At 40.3% G+C, this 19,703-nt stretch carries 14 protein-coding genes; 12 read left to right on the forward strand and 2 right to left on the reverse strand.

Going from position 1 to position 19,703, the window contains the following annotated elements:
• Window positions 1–36 precede the first annotated feature (36 nt).
• The 5 genes from glmM (at window position 37) to NST12_RS01000 (ending at window position 7,676) form a co-directional block, all read left to right on the forward strand.
• The gene (gene glmM, locus NST12_RS00980) at window positions 37–1,383 is read left to right on the forward strand and encodes a phosphoglucosamine mutase (RefSeq protein ID WP_270584138.1); all 1,347 of its coding nucleotides are present in this window, start codon (window positions 37–39) and stop codon (window positions 1,381–1,383) included.
• A gap of 475 nt (window positions 1,384–1,858) precedes the next feature.
• Entirely contained in the window at window positions 1,859–3,661 is a 1,803-nt protein-coding gene (gene glmS, locus NST12_RS00985) for a glutamine--fructose-6-phosphate transaminase (isomerizing) (protein WP_048622397.1), read from the forward strand.
• A 1,000-nt stretch (window positions 3,662–4,661) separates the two neighbouring features.
• Window positions 4,662–5,945 carry an IS110 family transposase gene (locus NST12_RS00990; RefSeq protein WP_270584767.1) on the forward strand — a complete coding sequence of 428 codons (1,284 nt, stop codon included), beginning with the start codon at window positions 4,662–4,664 and terminating at the stop codon, window positions 5,943–5,945.
• 715 nt (window positions 5,946–6,660) lie between these two features.
• Entirely contained in the window at window positions 6,661–6,828 is a 168-nt protein-coding gene (locus NST12_RS00995; protein WP_255288015.1) for a hypothetical protein, read from the forward strand.
• A 425-nt stretch (window positions 6,829–7,253) separates the two neighbouring features.
• Window positions 7,254–7,676, forward strand: a complete 423-nt coding sequence (locus NST12_RS01000) for a hypothetical protein (protein WP_061778550.1) — start codon at window positions 7,254–7,256, stop codon at window positions 7,674–7,676.
• A 266-nt stretch (window positions 7,677–7,942) separates the two neighbouring features.
• Here the strand turns inward: NST12_RS01000 and NST12_RS01005 are convergent, their stop codons facing one another.
• Both NST12_RS01005 and NST12_RS17040 read right to left on the reverse strand, forming a co-directional pair.
• A complete protein-coding gene (locus NST12_RS01005) occupies window positions 7,943–8,344 on the reverse strand; it encodes a transposase (RefSeq protein WP_341100036.1) in 402 nt (133 codons plus the stop codon).
• The gene (locus NST12_RS17040; protein ID WP_445662316.1) at window positions 8,341–8,673 is read right to left on the reverse strand and encodes a transposase family protein; all 333 of its coding nucleotides are present in this window, start codon (window positions 8,671–8,673) and stop codon (window positions 8,341–8,343) included. Before NST12_RS17040 ends, NST12_RS01005 begins: the two co-directional genes overlap by 4 nt.
• 470 nt (window positions 8,674–9,143) lie before the next feature.
• Between NST12_RS17040 and helD the strand changes: the two genes are divergently transcribed.
• The 7 genes from helD to NST12_RS01040 all read left to right on the forward strand — a co-directional run bounded on the left by helD (window position 9,144) and on the right by NST12_RS01040 (window position 19,537).
• The gene (gene helD, locus NST12_RS01010; RefSeq protein ID WP_341100037.1) at window positions 9,144–11,486 is read left to right on the forward strand and encodes an RNA polymerase recycling motor HelD; all 2,343 of its coding nucleotides are present in this window, start codon (window positions 9,144–9,146) and stop codon (window positions 11,484–11,486) included.
• Window positions 11,487–12,150: 664 nt separating this feature from the next.
• Entirely contained in the window at window positions 12,151–12,540 is a 390-nt protein-coding gene (locus NST12_RS01015) for a VOC family protein (protein ID WP_341027751.1), read from the forward strand.
• A 465-nt stretch (window positions 12,541–13,005) separates the two neighbouring features.
• Window positions 13,006–14,208, forward strand: coding sequence for a macrolide family glycosyltransferase (locus NST12_RS01020; RefSeq protein ID WP_341100038.1), 1,203 nt, complete (start codon window positions 13,006–13,008; stop codon window positions 14,206–14,208).
• Between the two features lie 326 nt (window positions 14,209–14,534).
• A complete protein-coding gene (locus NST12_RS01025; RefSeq protein WP_048622404.1) occupies window positions 14,535–15,077 on the forward strand; it encodes a GNAT family N-acetyltransferase in 543 nt (180 codons plus the stop codon).
• A 732-nt stretch (window positions 15,078–15,809) separates the two neighbouring features.
• A complete protein-coding gene (ssuD, locus tag NST12_RS01030) occupies window positions 15,810–16,964 on the forward strand; it encodes an FMNH2-dependent alkanesulfonate monooxygenase (RefSeq protein WP_341100040.1) in 1,155 nt (384 codons plus the stop codon).
• 61 nt (window positions 16,965–17,025) lie between these two features.
• Window positions 17,026–18,255, forward strand: coding sequence for an acyl-CoA dehydrogenase family protein (locus tag NST12_RS01035; RefSeq protein WP_341100041.1), 1,230 nt, complete (start codon window positions 17,026–17,028; stop codon window positions 18,253–18,255).
• A gap of 73 nt (window positions 18,256–18,328) precedes the next feature.
• Complete coding sequence (locus NST12_RS01040; RefSeq protein ID WP_341100042.1) at window positions 18,329–19,537, forward strand: acyl-CoA dehydrogenase family protein; 1,209 nt, start codon at window positions 18,329–18,331, stop codon at window positions 19,535–19,537.
• The last annotated feature ends 166 nt before the right edge of the window (window positions 19,538–19,703 follow it).

The raw sequence follows: 19,703 nt of genomic DNA on the forward strand, positions 1-19,703 counted from the left end.
CCTGGATGGATAGTTTATAAAGGAGCGATGAAGATAATGGGAAAATACTTCGGTACGGATGGAGTTAGAGGGGTGGCTAATTCGGAGTTGACGCCTGAGTTAGCTTTCAAATTAGGGCGTTTTGGCGGCTATGTGCTCACGAAAAACGCGAAACGACCTAAAGTATTAATTGGGCGAGACACCCGTATTTCCGGCCACATGCTGGAAGGAGCGCTCGTAGCAGGTCTGTTATCGATTGGAGCGGAAGTGATGCGTTTAGGTGTTATCTCCACTCCGGGTGTTGCTTTCTTGACAAAAGTAATGGGAGCTCAAGCGGGTGTCATGATTTCCGCTTCTCATAATCCGGTGGCTGATAATGGCATCAAATTTTTTGGTCCGGACGGATTTAAACTTTCTGATGAAGAGGAATTGGAAATTGAAAAGCTTTTAGATGCGAATGAAGACAATCTTCCTCGCCCGATTGGAAAAGAACTTGGACAAGTAACGGATTATTTTGAAGGCGTGCAAAAATATATTCAGTATTTAAAACAGACTGTGGATGAAGATTTTGAAGGAATACATATTGCGTTGGATTGTGCTCACGGCGCAACCTCCTCGCTGGCCACTCATTTGTTTGCGGATCTTGAAGCCGATCTGTCGACAATGGGTGCGTCTCCAAACGGATTAAATATCAATGACGGAGTAGGGTCTACTCATCCGGAAGCGCTGGCGCAATTCGTAAAAGAAAAAGGCGCGGATGTAGGTTTGGCCTTTGACGGTGACGGCGATCGTCTTATTGCAGTGGATGAGAACGGCCAAATCGTCGATGGCGATCAAATCATGTACATCTGTGCAAAGTATTTACAACAAGAAGGCCGTTTAAAGCAGTCGACCGTTGTGTCAACCGTTATGAGCAACCTTGGGTTCCATAAAGGACTGGAAGAGTTAGGAATCAAGAGTGTGCAGACGGCTGTCGGCGACCGCTACGTTGTGGAAGAAATGAAGAAAAACAACTACAACCTAGGGGGCGAACAGTCGGGACATATCATTTTCCTTGATTATAATACAACGGGGGATGGCCTTTTGACCGGGCTGCAGCTGGTGAACATTATGAAATTAACCAAAAAACCGTTATCCGAGTTAGCTGCAGAAATGAAAAAATTTCCTCAAAAACTTGTAAACGTCCGTGTTACCGATAAACATAAAGTGTTGGAAAATGAAAAGGTGAAAAAAGCGATTCAAGAAGCGGAAGAAGAAATGAAAGGAAATGGCCGTATCCTTGTCCGGCCGTCGGGAACGGAACCTCTTGTCAGAGTGATGGCGGAAGCTCCTACAGAAGAAGAATGTAATCGCTATGTTGAAAAGATCGTCAATGTGGTAAAAGAAGAAATGGGGTTAGATTAATTTAATATATAGATATATGATATGCATAAGGAAACATTTTGATTCCTTATGCATATTTTTTATAAAGAATGTGTATTTCTTCGTAATCTTTGATGTTTTTAGTTGACGAAATCCAAAAAAATAGTGTATGATTAACGTGTTTTGAATAAGTTTCCAAAAAGGAAAGGGGGATCAAGGTTTAGCACGTTGATTTGATAATAATAGCGCCCGAACTAAGCCCAGAGCGGAGAAAACAGGCTTAGTTGACGAGGAGGAGGTTTATCGAGTTTTCGGCGGATGCCTCCCGGTTGAACGCACAGCCGTGAATTCTCTTCTTAAAACATCAGGGCGACCTGGTGGACAAAGGAAGGGAAATGCGATTTCAAGATAGCAGTCGGATGTACTGACGAATGTTGATAAAATTGAAAACGGAGATAAGGGGGCAGAAACGCCCCCGCGATTTCTTGCCCCCTTGTCTAAAGGGAGGAAGAACACCATGTGCGGAATTGTTGGTTATATTGGTAATCAAGATGCGAAAGAAATTTTGTTAAAAGGTCTGGAAAAACTTGAATATAGAGGCTATGATTCTGCTGGAATTGCTGTGAATAATGGCGAAGGCGTTCATGTGTTCAAAGAAAAAGGCCGTATTGCCGATCTGCGCAACAGTGTGGATAATAGTGTGAAAGCGAATATCGGAATTGGGCATACTCGCTGGGCTACACACGGAGTGCCAAGCAAAAGGAACGCCCATCCACATCAAAGTGCTTCAGGCCGTTTTACGATCGTTCATAACGGTGTAATCGAAAATTATGAAGAATTGAAACAACAATATTTGCAAGATGTTCCTTTGCAAAGCGATACGGATACGGAAGTCGTTGTTCAATTAATTGAACTGTTCGTCAACGAAGGAATGGAAGTCGAAGAAGCCATTAGAAAAACATTGAAACAAATTAAAGGTTCCTATGCAATTGCAGTGTTGGATGAACAAAATGCGGATACGATTTTTGTAGCGAAAAATAAAAGCCCGCTTCTTGTCGGCATCGGCGAATCCTTTAATGTAGTCGCTTCTGATGCGATGGCAATGCTTCAAGTAACGAATCAATTTAAAGAATTGATGGACCAAGAAATGGTCATTGTAACAAAAGATCGTGCAGTGATCAAAAATCTTGATGGAGAAGTAATCGAACGCGCTCCATTTACAGCTGAACTTGATGCAAGCGACATTGAAAAAGGTACTTACCCTCATTATATGTTGAAAGAAATTGACGAACAGCCGCTAGTTATCCGCAAATTGATTCAAGCTTACCAAAACGAAAACGGGGAATTAGAAATTGATCCTAAAATCGTAGAAGCCTTGAATCAATCGGACCGTCTCTATATTATAGCGGCCGGTACGAGCTACCATGCTGGTCTTGTTGGAAAACAATTGATTGAAAAAATGGCAAAAATTCCTGTGGAAGTTCATGTTGCCAGCGAATTTAGCTACAATATGCCGCTTTTATCTGAAAAACCGATGTTTATTTTCATTTCCCAAAGCGGTGAAACAGCAGACAGCCGTGCCGTTTTAGTTGAAACGAAAAAATTGGGCTATCCGGCGTTGACGATTACCAACGTACCGGGTTCGACATTGTCACGGGAAGCTGATTATACATTGCTTCTCCATGCCGGTCCGGAAATCGCCGTAGCATCGACAAAAGCGTACACAGCACAAATTGCTGTACTTGCTATCTTGGCGAACGTAACAGCGAAAGCACGCAATATTGCAGTTGATTTTGATCTAGTGAAAGAACTAGGAATCGCAGCCAACGCAATGGAAATTCTTTGCGATGCCAAAGATGAAATGGAACGAATCGCTCGGGAATATTTGGCAACTACACGCAATTGCTTCTTTATCGGCCGTTCTATCGACTATTTTGTCTGCTTGGAAGGCGCCTTAAAGTTAAAAGAAATTTCTTATATCCAAGCAGAAGGTTTTGCCGGCGGTGAACTGAAGCACGGTACGATTGCCTTAATTGAGGAAGGAACGCCTGTTATCGCACTGGCTACACAAGAAAACGTGAACTTAAGTATACGCGGAAATGTCAAGGAAGTCGTTGCTCGCGGCGCTAACCCTTGCGTGATTTCCATGAAAGGACTGGAAATGGAATCAGACCGTTTCGTCATTCCGCAAATTCACGACTTGTTAACACCTCTTATCTCTGTTGTTCCGTTACAGCTTATTGCTTACTACGCAGCTCTGCATCGCGACTGCGATGTCGATAAACCGCGCAACCTGGCAAAAAGCGTAACGGTGGAATAAAATAAGTTTTGTTCGTTGTGACCTAGTGTCTAGAAAAATTGGAACCTGAAATAAAATAACGTTTCGAAACCGAAGGTATTCTACCTTCGGTTTTTTATGTCCGAAAAAGAGCAAGGAAAAGCCCGAATAAGCACCTGAAAACAAGTATAGCAAGGCATAAAGAGGATTAATTGGAAAGAGGAGAAGGAGGAAAAGAAAGACCTGAATTCCTTGACCTTTTTCCTAATGAGGAACATAGTTAAATTCAGTGCAAATTCTTTATACCAATGAGGAAAAAGCGGGTAACGATTTTAGTAATGTCATGCCTCTAACGTTTTAACGAAAGAGGCTATATTTTTTAGGAGAAAGATCTAAATCGAATATAGAAAAGTTTTTTAATTCGCTGTCAAGATGAGTAAGTAGATAATTTGTTAGAAAGGATAGCGTTAATACGAGAAGTTATTAGGGGGATATATATGTTTGGGGTCGGTAAATTTCATTTTTATGCCTCCCCTTTTTTTCCATCATCTATTAAATTTACTTTCTGAAATTTGACCACCACTTCCACCTTCACCACCAATTCATTTTCCAGTTTTTCTTTCTTTTACAAATCCATTTTTCGGTTTACCATCATAAATTTCAATCCAATCTTATTCAACATTTTGTATAAAGTATTCAAAGGAAATTTACATTTAAATTGCATTTATACACATTCAGGACATAGTTCCGAATGGTGTGTTCTCTGCTTGTAAAAATTTGTGCCTGCATAAATTCTAAAAACATAAACATTCCGGACTATCGATTTAGGTTTATTTAATTTGTTGTCGGTAAGTACTAATGAATCACCAAATTGATGTCAAACCCAAATAATCGTCAACTGCATATAATTTCCTATACACTACAAAAGGAGCTATTCCTGTAATGAAGAAATTTGAGGTTTGAAACAAAAAGAGCCCTCTTGGTATAGTACAGGGTGTCAATGCATTGACCCCGAATTAATAATTACCAAGGAGGACTCAAGATGAATTATACGCAAAATCGTAAAATCTCGCAAATTACACCATCAACATTAATTGTAGGCATTGATATCGCCAAAGACAAACACGTCGCTCGAGCTCAGGATGATCGAGGAATCGAATTTGGAAAAAGACTGATCTTTGAAAATCGCATACATGGCTATCAAAAACTGCTTGATTGGGTTTCGAGGCATCAAAAGGAACACCAAAAAACACATGTCATTTTTGGTGTTGAGCCGACCGGTCATTTCTGGCTGAGTCTGGCCTATTTCTTGACTGCTAAAGGTTATGACTTTGTCTTGGTCAATCCTATGCATGTCAAAAAAACTAAAGAGCTGGATGATAACTCTCCAACTAAAAACGATACGAAAGATGCACGTGTGATTGCACAGCTGATTAAAGATGGGCGATACTCCGTACCAAATCTCTTAGATGGCATCTATGCAGAGCTAAGAGAAGGCGTCAAATTAAGAGATCAGCTCATCCAGCAGCTTATGATCACAGAAGGTCGTATTCAAAATCACATCCAGCGTTACTTTCCGGAGTTTTTCGATGTATTTAAAGACTGGGAAGGAAAGGCAGCTCTTTGTACATTAAGAAACTTTCCATTCCCCTCTCAGATTAAAGAAATGACATCAGAAGAAGTTCTTGCGAAATGGAAACAAGAAGTAAACCGTGGTGTAGGAATCAAACGAGCTACAAAGTTAATAGAAGCAGCGAAAAAGAGCATTGGTATCCAAATTGGTATCAAGTTTGCTAAACGTGAATTGGATTATTTACTCGATCAATATGAGCTATACAAAGAGCAATTAGGACAGTTAGATAAGGATCTGGAAGCACTTGTAGTAACGATACCTGGAGCGAAGGAAATGATCAATATTCAAGGCTTAGGTCCTACAACAGTCGCGCTATTCTTCGCTGAGGTCGGGGATATAACAAAGTATAGTCATCCCCAGCAATTAGTAAATCTGGCAGGGCTGTCATTACGTGAACATAGTTCCGGGAAGTTTAAGGGGCAAACCAAGATCACAAAACGAGGACGAAGTCGATTGCGAAGAGCTTTATACTTGGCCATTCGTCCACTCGTTGCCCATAATCCAACGTTTAAAGCCCTGCATCAATACTACACAAAGCGTCCTGATCGACCTTTGAAGAAACAGCAGTCACTGATTGCCTTGTGTTGTAAATTACTACGTGTCTTATTTGTCATTGGTCAAAAACAGTGTGAATTTGATGGTTCAAAGTTATTGAGAGGTTTGCCTCAAATCGATTCATTACAGGCAGCTTAAGGCTTTATTAAGTTCATGAAATCATTTCAGAATACCGTAATTATCTCAAATGACAAACACCAATAGTGCAGAGTTGGAGCTTATTTATTCCATACGGGCATGTGACCCAGCAAAGGAGCATATCCAACCTCCACCTCATGGATACGCAGGACGAAGGAATGTATGGAATTCAATCCGGAGAGATGTGGGAGGGTTAGCGACCGTGAGTGATGTGGAGATGATGAAGCACGGTTATACCTTATTTTTACCAAATAAATACAATTTGGTTGATAGGATGCCCCCTACCATGTAAATTATTTAAAAAAATTCAACATATATCCATTAAATGAGGTGTGTATTCTATTAAGTGTCTATGAAATTTTGAGAAAAAGCGAGTATTCGGGAGAAAAATAAACTTTATTGAGGGAGGGATTAATGTGCAAAGTGCTCAAAACATTTCACTGAGTTTACCGTCACAATCAAGCTGGGGATTAAGCACTGAAATTGCGGGAAGACCGGTTGTTAGGGGGGACTGAACATTCACTCGGTCTCAGGGAGAACCGTAATCGGTATCGCCAATTTTCGAGGTACGCCTGTCCCTATCCATGGAACCTGGGATGAAAATACCAAACAACTAAGTTTTGAAACACCTTATGCAACGTTTTCTGGTCAATTACAAATATTTGATGGTGCGGCAATTAGAATTCGTCATTTAATCTTAAGTGGACGTTTTGTTATGAAAGCTCCTTCTCCTCAGGCAGGAGAGAGCGGCTCTTGGATTGCCACCACGAATAGAGAACTGACTGGACCTCCAATTAAAAACGGAGCTCTACCACCTGTTGGAGTCTTTTTAACATCCGATTTGCTTAATCAAAGCACTGGACAATATTATCGACTTGTCTGAAATTCCATATTGTTTAGATTTATGTAGGATTATCTTTATACTAATTTTCTTTTTTCCGTCATTGGGTGCTTTCATAGAAAAAATGGTTGATGTGTCAACCTTTTTTTATGATTCACTACCGGGGGCTTATCTTCAATAAGTTTTTTATAGGAAAGCCGGGCTTTTTTCCTCTCATTCATCACAGCACTCTGAATAAAAATTTTGTCTGTAGTTTAAGAATACCACCAATATTGAGTTATTAGTTAGGAGGACAACTTAAAGTTATACTTTGTTGTTAGCTAGATGGGCATGTGGCGGTGCCTCTTATTGTATATTTTTCGGAAGCCAATGGGCAGTATTTTAGACTGCGAATAAGCTTCATAAAAGAACAGTACAACATACTATTACTTTTGAGAGTTATTTAAGATAAGGTGGTGAACTTTAAAATGTATAATCAGACAGTATACTCCTATATAAATTATGATCAGCAATTGGAGCGTCAATTTCCAAGTTTACCAGTGCCCTCGTTTCCGGGATCATCAGGTTTACCGGGTTTACCAGGACCTGGGTTTCCGGGACCATCAGGTTTACCAGGTCTACCCGGATCACAAATTCCACAAGCTCCAACTGCTCCTCCTCCACCATTTATTCCTCAACAGGCAAGTGCTTCACCATTTGCTGTTGATCCAGGAGCAATTAGGTTGTGCCTGTTTCGTAATACTTTTATATGGCTCAACAATGGTGAAGGGTTTTGGTTTTATCCCGTTTTCGTAGGTCCAAGATCTGTTGCTGGTTTCAGATGGAATGGTTGGTCCTGGATGATATTTGGTATTGATACAAGGAGAATTATTTCGTTTACATGTTTTTAAAAACTATAATTTTTGAGGGCGATGTTTGAATAAGGGTATCGCCTTTTGCTTGTTTGATTTACTACACGGATTGTGAAGAATTACACTTAAAATAACGGGTGCGTTAGTGGAAGATTAATATTTTGAATAAAAAGACCGTCTTTTTAATGAGTCGGTCTTTTCTGCTAATTATAATGTTATATACAAAGCTAAAAGCAGCCCTTATTATTTCAGCTAATTAAATAGAAAAAACGAACGATTTTAATTATATTCCCAGTTCAGCTGTTTCATTTCATCACTCGTTCCAATGCCCATACATTATGCCGAACATAATGGAATCGATCGACCACCAGAATCGGTTTATCAAAACTTTTCAAAGCGAGCGTCTTGTAGGGCTGCCACATATCCATGACCACCATCTGTACTTTCTCCCTTGGAAGTGTACGGAAGTATTCCTTTAGGGTGGATAAATTCCTGTTAGGAATGATATCGTAAACCCTTCGGTTTACAGGATCGCCAATGATACATTGGAACTTGCCCGTTTCAGAAGTCCCTTTCAATTCATCAATGGCCAGAACTTTCGGGAGGGCCTTATTGTCATAGGAATAGTACTTGTCAAAGAGCTGAATGACGGTGGAATGCCCAAGTCCTGTTTTCTTGGCAACCTGCTTAAAGTTATACTCCCTCACTTTAACCAAAAGTGCTGGAGGAGTCGTTTCGTGTGGCGCTGGTAACGTTCTAGAAAAGAATAGGGTTCGTAGAACCGTTTTCCACAGGACTTACATTTGTATCGGCGCTTTCTCAAGATGAGAAAGCAATATTTTTCAAAGACCTTTACATCCCGAATCTTTTGAATCCGATCATCATGGACAGAGGAAGTTTCCTTCTGACAGCAGGGGCATTTTTGAACTTTTACAGGCGTTTGAATATGGATTTCAAAGTGAGTGATTTGATCCTCTACATGAGTGATTTCAACATCTTCTAACCCAAGCAGTTTTGTGATAAAATGAGAATGCATTTACGAAATCTCCATTTCGATGTAGTCGGACAACTATCATTTTAAAGGGAGATCTTCGTAAGTGCTTTTATTTTGCCTGTAAAATCCTTAACCCCAAAATTTAGTATAGAACCAAAAATAAAAAGGGAAGCTATCCAACTTATTGCGTTAGCTTCCCTTTTATTAGGCTCTGTTATGGGGTGATAACGGGATTATGCTTGATATGTTCTCTGACGGATTTCTCAATAAATATGATTCGTCCAACTTTACTTTCACTGAATTGTACATATGGATATCCTTTTTTTAGTCAGTTCTGTTACATCATAGAGGCGGTAGTGTTAAATACATTGATAAAATTGAGAAATTATGATAAATTAAGTTAGAAACACATTTTATTTATTTTTTATAATTATAATATCCCATTATAATTATATATCATATTTTTTCTTTAGTCAATCCCCATTTTTCATTTTTTAAAGGAGTGATTGATATTGAATACAGAACTTCGGCGGGAGCAAGAACGATTGGACAGCATAATGGAGATCATTGCGGAGCAAATCGGCATGCTGGAAGATGAAACCCTTAGGCGCAGGAAAGAAGTGATTGATACGCGCAAACATTTTTGGGATGACGTCAAGGTGAATACAGATACTTTCGACGATTATCTTGAGACGATCATCGCCTTGAGACAACAGGCTCAGAATCTGTCCGTCAGCCAAAGCACCCACAGACAATCCTTCAAGAGGTTGGCCACGCTGCGCCGCATGCAGGAGGTGCCTTATTTCGGACGGATCGATTTCATTGAAGAAGGGGATTCCGTCGCCGAACGAATCTATATCGGTATTTCCACGCTCACGGATACAAGCGGAGAGAACATCCTTATCTACGACTGGCGGGCGCCGGTCTCGAGTGTCTACTACGATTACGCACCCGGTCCGGCCGAATATGCTACACCTGGAGGCGTAATTCGCGGCACGCTGGAGAAAAAATGGCAATATATCATCCGCAACGGCGTTATCCAATCGATGTTCGATACCAGTCTCACCATTGGAGACGAGATTTTACAGCAGGTGCTTGGCAGAGTCACGGACAAACATATGCACAATATCGTGGCTACTATTCAAATGGAACAAAACCGGATTATCCGGCATGATCGCGGGAGGATGCTCATTGTGCAAGGCCCCGCTGGCAGCGGCAAGACATCTGCCGCCCTTCAGCGGATCGCTTACTTGCTCTACAAGTACCGGGACAGGCTGAAGGCCGATCAAATCATTTTATTTTCACCGAATTCGATGTTTAATAGCTACGTGTCCAATGTGCTGCCCGAACTCGGCGAAGAGAATATGCAGCAGGTCACATTTCAGGAATACTTGGACCATCGGCTGAGCAAAGCATTTCAAGTCGAGGGTCCATACGAGCAACTGGAATATGTGTTGACTGCAGCGGATGACCCTTCATACCGGACTAGGATGGCGAGCATCCGATTCAAGGCATCAAACCATTTTTTTGAGGCGATCAAAGCATACTGGAAGTCGCTGGCGTCCTCCGGCATGCTATTCAAAGATATTCTATTTAGAGGAAAACCGATCGTCACCGCTAAACAAATCGCGGAAAGGTTTTACAGCAGCTACACCTCGCTCCGCTTTCACAACAGAATTGAAAAGCTGACGGAATGGCTAAACAAGCAAATCGATGAAGCGGAGAAACTTGAGCGGACCAAGCCATGGGTACAAGAAGAAATCGAGCTGCTTAGCGACGAGGATTACCATAAAGCTTACACTCATTTACGGAAAAAACGCCGCTTTAAAGGAGAATCGTTAGACAATTATGAGATTGAGACCGAAGCGCTTGGCGAATTGATCGTCCGCAAAAAAATGAAGCCGTTGCGCAAACGGATCCGGGCGCTTCGTTTCATCGACTTTAAAGGGATATACAAGCAGCTTTTCTCCGATCCGACGCAGATCAAACTGTGGTTGGAGGGGGAAACCCCTGGGGAGTGGGAGGATATTTGCCGATTGACGGTGAAAATGCTAGACGAAGGCAAACTGTTTTACGAAGATGCAACTCCGTTTTTATTCTTGAAAGATCTGATTCAAGGCTTTCAGACGAACATCTCGATCAAACACGTGCTTGTAGACGAAGCACAAGATTATTCTTCGTTTCAATTCGAGTATTTGAAATGTTTGTTTCCCTCGGCAAGGATGACCGTGCTTGGCGACTTTAACCAGGCGATCTTCGCCCATGCCAGCGAAACGGGCGATTTTCAAACACTGACCGACTTATACGGAACGGATGAAACGGATGTGATCACCTTGAATCGCAGCTACAGATCCACAAGACAGATCGTCGAATTTACGCGCGGACTCGTGCCCGACGGCGAACGGATTGTCGCTTTTGAGCGCGACGGTGATAAGCCTGTGCTGACGAGAGTTTCCGATCATGCAGAACTGCACCGTTGCATTGTTTCCAAAATCAAGGATTTGCGGAATCGAGGGTATAATACGATCGCAATTATATGCAAATCTGCTGCGGAAAGCACCACTGCATACGAAGCACTGAAGAGCGTTGAAGAAGTGAAGCTCGTGAAGAGCGGCTCTGCCGAATATGAACAGGGCGTTGTCGTCATACCGGCGTATTTGGCCAAGGGCATCGAATTCGACGCCGTCATCATTTATGACGCATCGGCTCAAGTATACGGCGATGAGAGCCTGCGCAAATTGTTCTACACCGCCTGTACACGGGCTATGCATCATTTGGAGCTTTATAGTGTAGGCGAACCGAGCCCCTTTTTGAGCAACGTTGCGCCGGAAAGTTTACTTTTGATCCAGGGTTAATGCGAGACTGGTCGGGGCCGGTCATTTCAAACCTGGACTGGACCTCCCGTGTGGGGCCAGTCCACTTTTATCTAATATCATCAAAGATCTTTTCCATGTCCATGCCATTCGGTATATCAACGATCACTTCTTAAACGAAAAGAGAAATCTTTTTTCTAGGTCCACCAGGGAATTCTGTAATGTCCGATCCGGTAACGAAAAAGGGCGCATTGAAGGACAAGCCAAATCTTAAAACAGCTAGATAAGAATCCATTTGATTAATCTTTTTTTAAAATGGATTCTTCTTTATTTATTATAAATACAGGTTTGTAAGATATTTTTGATTAAACTTTATTTCAAAGCATCACTTGAGATCTTCTTATGCCAAGAGGGGGTGTTTTTTATTATTTATTTTGGATTATCTTAATCCACCATTTTTATAAAAAATAAATTCAAATCTGTAAGAGAAAAATCCATTTTTAATCAAAAAGGGTGAAAGACTAGACTCAGTTTTCCACATGTATTGTTAAAATTAGGGAGAAGGTTAGAAGGAAAATTTTTTTGTGCGGCACTTGCATTTGGTACAATATTAAGCAGTTATATGATTGAAATGGAAAGTATATTGGAATACACAATAGAAAAACATATAAATATGAATTGAACTGGCAGGAACGGAGAGAAGCAAATGATTCATCAAGTCGGTCAGATTATGCTGTATGTCAATAATCAAGATGAGGCATTGAAATTTTGGACAGAAAAAATTGGGTTTTGCGTAGTTTCTGAAGAAAATAATGGCCAAGGACTGAGATCGATCGAAATTGCTCCAACAAAGGAAGCTGAAACGAGTATTGTTCTCCACAATAAGGAATTAATTGCTAAGATGCATCCGGAAGTAAATCTTCATTCACCTTCGCTCCTGTTTTACTCAGAAAATCTCGATCAATTATATAAAGATTTTTCGGATAAAGGCATCACAGTTGGAGAAATTGTAAGCATGCCCGGCGGCAGAGTTTTTAATTTTGTGGATAATGAAGGAAATTACTTTGCCATCATGGAAAAAAAGAAAATCAAATAAAAGAAACAAAATCCACATGACTAGGATAAACATTAACGTTCCTGATCCAAAGGTTTTGCTGAATCCAATTTCAGCCGGCCTTTGGTATTTTTTGCTTGAAAAGGGGCCAGTGTCATTCACATTGGGAGTATCAATAATATGGTGTAAATGGAATACCATCTTCAACTGTTTTACAATTTTTCGCTAATTCCTGAATCAATGTGGCCTTTTCGCTTTGCATCAATGGTCATCTTATTAATGGTAAGTTTCAGTTACACAAAACCTCTTACATCCTCGCGGTTTATTGAAAATGGCACTATTTTAAATGACATTTGATGCGATATCAATAGATTTACAAGGGTGATTAAAAGTTTGAGATTTTCAAGTATTGTACTATGATAAATTTAATTCCATTATTTGAGTTGAGCAATGGTATAGAGAGCAGTGTCCCTTGTTCTTACACAATTTACCTAAGGAGTGGTAGAGATGGCACGTGTTTTATTTATTAATGGTGGATCAGAAGGACATATCAATCCGACTATTGGAGTTGTGCAAGAGCTTATTTCGCGCGGGGAAGAGGTCGTGTACTTTACGATTGAAGCGTTTAGAGAGCGTATTGAGAAGACGGGAGCTACTGTACGAACATTTGACGGTCAAAAATTTATAAAAGCCTTTCTTTCAGGTGGAAGAAATTATTTACTTGAAAGAATCAACGGTCTTTTACATACGGCAGATATCGTCATACCTAGCGTTCTTGAACAGATCAAAGGGGAGCATTTTGATTACATCATCCACGATTCCATGTTTAGTTGTGGACGTTTACTTGCCCAAATCCTTAAGCTTCCCGCAATCAATTCTTGTACTTCTTTTGCGCAGACCAAAGCATCATTCGATAAAATGTTGGAACAGCTTTCTAAAGAAATTCCTGCAGAAATAGTTAATCCTTTATACGGTGAATTTCAACGCCTGACGGATATGGTGAAGGAAAAATATGATGTGGAGATCCATTCTCCTTACGAAGTTTTTTGTAATCCTGCCCCACTTACCATCGTTTATACAACTAGGGAGTTTCAACCTTTTGGAGAAACATTCGACCAAACTTACAAATTTGTAGGTCCATCCATCTCTTCACGATCAATGGAAGAAAACTTCGATCTTACTGCAATAAAGGGGAAAAGCCCGATTTACATATCACTGGGTACGGTCTTTAACCAAGCAATGGATTTCTATAAGCTTTGTTTTAAGGCATTTGGGAACACTGATCATACTGTTGTCATGTCTATTGGGAAACAAAATCAAATATCTGATTTGGGGGAGATTCCTAAAAACTTCATTGTAAAAAATTATGTTCCGCAAACTGAGGTGCTGAAATACAGTAAATTATTTATTACACATGGTGGAATGAACAGTACCAATGAAGGTCTCTATTATGGGGTTCCGCTCATTGTAATTCCACAAAGCGCGGATCAGCCGATCATTGCCGGGCAAGTTGCCAATATCGGAGCCGGTATTAAATTACAAATGCAAAGCTTGACTGCAAATCAACTACGTGAAGCTGCAGATCATGTGTTAAACCACCCATCTTTTCATCAAGCTGTTGCAAATATTAGGGAATCCTTTCAAAAATCGGGTGGGTATCACCAAGCTGTTGATGAGATTTTCGAATTTAAAAGTCAGTATGGTATCTAAATAAAGAAATTTCACGGCTGCCATTATTGTTGACTTTTTCTTAGTGGTACAGCAACTTCTTTTAAAAGCTGGATTGTGAAATTTATAATAAAATTAACAGATGCTTTAGTTCATAAGAACTTATTAAAATGAATAAACTTTTTCATAAAGAAGTTACTCGCTCCATTTTCAAAGCATGCCTTATTTTTTATAATAAGGTTGAACCTCTCAGGTAATATATCCGCGAGAGGTTGTTTTTAATTTTCGGATTTGTTCGAAAGAAAAGCGCGTTTTATAGTCACTCGATCCATATTTTGCAGGGTGATGCAGTAAAGGTGGGAACTGCAATGAAAGTTAATCCAAAAGAATTTTTGATGAATGATTTACGTTATATTATAAGGCCTGCAATAGAAAAGGATGCCAAAATATTGTCTGAAATAAGATTGCAGATAGATGGTGAAACGGAAAATCTAGATAGAGAAAAGGGCGAGGCGTACATAGACGAATTAGGTTTTAATCAATTAATAAAAGATGATGCAGAAAGTAGCAACTTATTTTTAGTTGCGGAAGTTGATAAGAGGATAGTAGGTTTTTCCAGATGTGAAAGAAACAAATTAAAAAGATTTTCTCATAAAGCCGAATTTGGCGTTTGTGTATTAAAAGAATATTGGGGATATGGAATAGGAAAAAATCTTCTAAAAGAATCGATTCATTGGGCTGACTCAAATGGCATTAAAAAAATAAACTTAAGTGTACTCGAAACCAATGAAAAAGCTATAAAACTCTATAAAAAATATGGGTTTGAAGTAGAGGGGATTTTAAAAAAAGACAGAGTTTTATCAGATGGCAACTACTATAATACCATTTTAATGGGAAGGTTTAATGAATAGCAGCTAGAGGATGATAATATTTAAAATGCATTTAACTCGATCAGCAAACAGAATTCCTATTTTATTCCATTAAAAAGCGCGTCATAAGAAAAAATCTTTCAAAAGGCTTCTAATTATTTCATCATAAAATGGAGGCTTGCGAAATGTTTTTGATCATACTTTCATTTAGAGTTTCACTAAGGCAGCATAACATTTTATGAAAAAATACGTTGACAGTGTAAACAAAAATATGTTAATTTTATGGAAACAATTCATATTAAATTAATAGGATTAATAGGAAAATAATTTGGGAAATTAAATGAATAAACACAGACCAGATCACTGGATGTGAAAAGAGAACAGCGATGATTGTGAAAATCACTGTTAACCGGCAAGAAAACCACCTTTAAAGGAAACGTATTTAAATAAAAAAGATGTTTTGAATCCCGTTTCCTCTTTAGGAAAGGTTTAAAATGAAATCAATTAAGATATTCGAATCTCTCATTTATGGCGAACATCGATTTTGAAAAGATGTCTGAATCAAAGGTGGTGCTTCTTTACCTTTATCAGCGGAAGAAGCAAAATAATCACTTAGGCCATCATCTGCAATTCTCATATGGATCAATGATAAAAGACAATAGCAATCTGTGTTTTAGTCGACCGGACCACTGGAGACTTCCTTTCATTTTTAAGGGAGTCTCCTTTTTTAATTTAAGCTTCCCATAGACAGACATATTCAAGGAGGAATTATAAATGGAAATCTTTTGGTTTATTCCGACAAATGGAGACTTTCGTCAACTAAATCAACAAGAGGGTTCACGCCCTGCAACTTATAACTATTGCAGACAAATTGCACAAGCCGTCGATGACTTGGGCTATAGCGGCGTCTTAATTCCTACAGGAAAAACATGTGAAGAAGGATTTATTGTCGCTTCAACGCTAGCACCCGTAACCAAAAATCTAAAATTTCTCGTAGCCGTACGCCCGGGATTAATGTCGCCAAGCTTTGCTGCGCGAATGTCGGCGACATTGGATCGATTTTCCGATGGTCGGCTGTTAATTAATGTGGTGGCGGGGGGCGACCCGGTCGAACTTGCAGGAGAAGGTGTGTTTTTAGACCACGATGAACGCTATGAGTTAACCGACGAGTTTTTAACGATATGGCGGCAGTTGTTTACGGAAGAAGAAGTGAAGTTAGAAGGAAAATATTTACGAATTGAAGGGGGGCAATTGCCGTACCCAACGGTTCAAAAACCATATCCGCCACTATATTTTGGAGGATCTTCTCCTGCTGCGATGAAGGTGGCGGCAGAACACATTGATGTTTATTTAACGTGGGGAGAGCCGCCGGCCCAAGTTGAGAAAAAAATTAATAAAATGAGGGAGCTCGCTGCTGCCCAAGGAAGAACGTTAAAATTTGGCATCCGGCTGCATGTCATTGTCCGTCCAACGGTAGAGGAAGCATGGGAAGCTGCCAATCATCTCATCGAACATGTGGATGAAGAAACCATTGCACAGGCGCTGAAAGTATTTAAGCGGATGGATTCAGAAGGCCAGCGTTTGATGACGAGTTTGCATGAAGGTGACCGTACCAGATTAGAAGTGAGTCCAAATCTTTGGGCAGGTATTGGATTAGTGCGTACCGGTGCGGGCACGGCGCTTGTAGGAGATCCCGATACGGTTGCCGCCCGTATAAAAGAGTACGCTGATTTAGGCATCGAAACCTTTATTTTATCAGGCTACCCACATTTAGAAGAAGCCTATAGAACAGCGGAATTATTATTTCCGAAACTTCCGGTTAATCAAAAGGATGCTTCCAATCAGCGGACGTTCCTTAGCCCATTCGGCGGAGATATAAAATCGACCGCTGCCGAACAACACGAACGTACACTCAAAAGTATAGGTTAAACGAGATTTAAATGCGGCTAAATATAGATGGATCTATTAATGAAAAAGGAGAGATGGATAAATGTCTAATCAAAAACATTTAACTTCTGATACATTGACATTCACAGAACCGGTAAGATTTCATTCGAATGAACTTGAACAACTGATCTCTGCCATTGCAAAAGATGCTGAAGTGCGCAGAAAGTCTGGTAGTGAAGCGCGGCCATTTTATGCAATGGAGTTAATCAAGAAATCAAGACTTGGTGCCCTACGTTTACCTGTTGAATTAGGCGGCAGCGGGGCCAGTATTCGTGATCTTTTCTATGTTGTCATTCGCTTAGCAGAAGCAGATCCGGATGTTGCTCACAGTCTTCGTTTTCATTATTACCAAGTGGAGGAATTTCTTCAAAGCCCTGCTGGCAAAGAGCGTGATAAATGGCTGAAAAGGGTAGCGGAAGGAGATCTTATTGGTAATGCTTATACTGAACTTTCATCTAATAATGTAGGAAATTCGGTCTATGAAACGACTTTAACCCCTGATGGCGACGGATACCGTTTAAATGGCACGAAATATTTTAGTACGGGAACTCTATATGCTGATTGGGTATTAGTTATGGCTTCTACTCCTGATGGCTCAACGGTGTCCGCACTTATTCCGACAGATCGGGAAGGCGTCATTATTGAGGATGATTGGGACGGAATTGGACAAAGATTGACCGGGAGTGGAACAACCCGTCTTGAGAATGTTTTCGTATATAAAGATGAAGTAACATTCATTGATGAAAATAAAACCCCATTTAATTCATTTTTGCAACTTATTTTACATGCGGTGATTGCGGGCATATTACGCAACGTAGTAACAGATGCAGCCGCGTTGGTTCATCGTCGTAAGCGAACATTCAGTTTTGCAGCTGCTGATAAGCCGACGGATGATCCGCTTTTGCAGCAGGTGATTGGCCAGCTTTCGAGCAGTGCGTTTGCTGCTGAGGCGATTGTGTTGACAGCCGCAGATGCATTAGACGCCACGGTGGATTCAGTTGTTGATGGAAACCTTGATTTTGATCTTAGTCATGAAGCTTCATTGAGGGCGGCTCAAGCCAAAGTGATTGTAGATGAATTGGCATTGAGGGCTTCTACATTGCTTTTTGAAGTTGGAGGGGCATCTGCAACAAGGCAATCGGAAAATCTCGACCGCCATTGGCGCAATATTCGTACAATTGCTTCCCATAACCCAACCGTTTACAAGGCTCGTGCCATAGGGAACTACGTTGTAAACAATACTAAACTTCCAATCAGAGAAGTTTACTTTTAAGTCCTTCTGCCTTACTAGCTAAATCTATTGTTAATAAGTGATTGATCTTGACTGATATTAGGAGGTATTTAGAATGGGGATTTTAAAAACGGATCAAAATATTTATTCAAGAACTTATGTGGAAGAAATCAGAGAGCGAGTCCAACCCATCATTCAAAATGTCATTGAACCAAATGCGGAAGCGATTGATAGAGAAGGAAAATTCCCAAGAGAAAATTTATTGGCGCTGGCTAAAGAAGGGTGGAATTCTGTAACCGTTCCTGAAAAATGGGGCGGATTAGATTTGGGTTATTTAGGCTTTTCCATTGTTTCAGAAGAAATCGGAAAGGTCGATGCTTCTACAGGGTTAGTGTATGCCATGCATGTGGGGGCAACGCAGGTTATTGTTCTATATGGAAATGACGATCAAAAGGAACGATGGCTATTGCCTGTACGGGAAGGCGCCATTGGGACTTTTTCTACAAGTGAAAAAGCGACAAGAGGGCATGTATGGTTTAACTTGAGCCAGGCTAAACGGGATGGAAAGGATTATATCATTAATGCTGAAAAATCCTTTACGACTAGTGGAGGATACGCTGATTTTTATATTTTACAAACGAGAACTCCGGATTCGGAAGACCCAAGTGATTTTAGTTATTTTATTGTTGACGGACATAATGAGGGGATTACGGCAAAGCCGTGGAAGGCACTAGGCGTTAGAGGAAATCATAGCGGACCCATTACTTTCAGTAATGTAAAAGTAAATCATCGCGATCTGGTGGGACGTGAAGGATTAGGAAAAGAGATAATGGAAGAAGGAGGAAACCCTATTTATTTGCTCGGCATTGCTTCTGTTTGGCTTGGAGTAGCACAAGGTGCGCTAAAAGCAGCTGTTGATCATGTTACGAAAACAGTAAATAAAGGTTTTGATAATAGTTTAGCTGGCCACCAAGTGATCCGTCAAAAACTGGCAGAAGTGAAAATACAAATTACGGCATTAAAAGCATGGCAGATAGATTTAGCAAGACATTTTGATGAATTTTTGGCGGAGGGTAAACCGTTGAGTTTACTTGGATCAGAAGTGGTAGAGTTTAAAATTCACACTTCTGAAACGGCGGATTTTGCCGCGCGGGTCGCAATGGATGTAGCCGGCGGTTATGGATATTCTGAAGGAATATTTGAACGGCTTTATCGGGATGCGCGTGCAGGGATCCCAATGGCTCCATCGAATAATATTGGACGAGACCAAATTGGCAAAATTTTAGTAGGGTTGCCGTTGAATCTTTGGAATGAAGGTAAGTAATCTAATTTGAATTTGAGAAAAGGGCAGTCCAAAAGCTGGTCTGCATCCATAAAACTCAGCATTTTAAACGTTGGGAGACTTAATCAACCGATTAACGAAATGAAGATCAGTTGACGGGTCGTTATTTCAAGAACAATAAATGTTTAAAATTTAGAATTTTTGTTTT

It is taken from the genome of Bacillus sp. FSL W8-1127, assembly GCF_038006725.1.
GTDB classification, from domain to species: Bacteria; Bacillota; Bacilli; order Bacillales; family DSM-4216; genus Bacillus_O; species Bacillus_O smithii.